The organism is Kitasatospora sp. MBT66 (assembly GCF_000710405.2).
GTDB lineage: Bacteria > Actinomycetota > Actinomycetes > Streptomycetales > Streptomycetaceae > Kitasatospora > Kitasatospora purpeofusca.
On the sequence record NZ_JAIY01000004.1, the window covers coordinates 1 to 378 of the forward strand.

Annotated in this window: 1 pseudogene; it reads right to left on the minus strand. The window is 74.6% G+C overall.

The features are described from left to right. A pseudogene (locus BI06_RS53255) lies at positions 1–378 on the minus strand (MFS transporter); the annotation flags it as partial.

Sequence of the window (378 nt, forward strand, 5' to 3'; positions counted from 1 at the left end):
CACCACCGCCAGGCCCGTCGCCCCCTGCAGCGTCCGCCGGCGCCCCCAGCTGTCACTGCGCCGCGCGCTCAGCCAGACCGTCACGCCCTTCCCCACCGCACCGGCCAGCAGCATCGACAGCACCACCGTGCTCGGCACCCCGAGCCCCGCCGTCGCGTACGCCAGCGAGTACGTCGTGGTCAGGTAGAACAGCGCGTACCCCACGGTGATCGCGCCACAGCCCAGCAGCACCGTCCACCAGTGCCCCCGCAGCACCTCCACCACCGGCGCCCGCTCGACGCCCGTCCGCGCCTCGCCCCGGAACAGCGGCGTCTCCTCCAGCCGCAGCCGCACGAACAGCCCGACCGCCACCAACCCCAGCGACGCCAGGAACGGCAC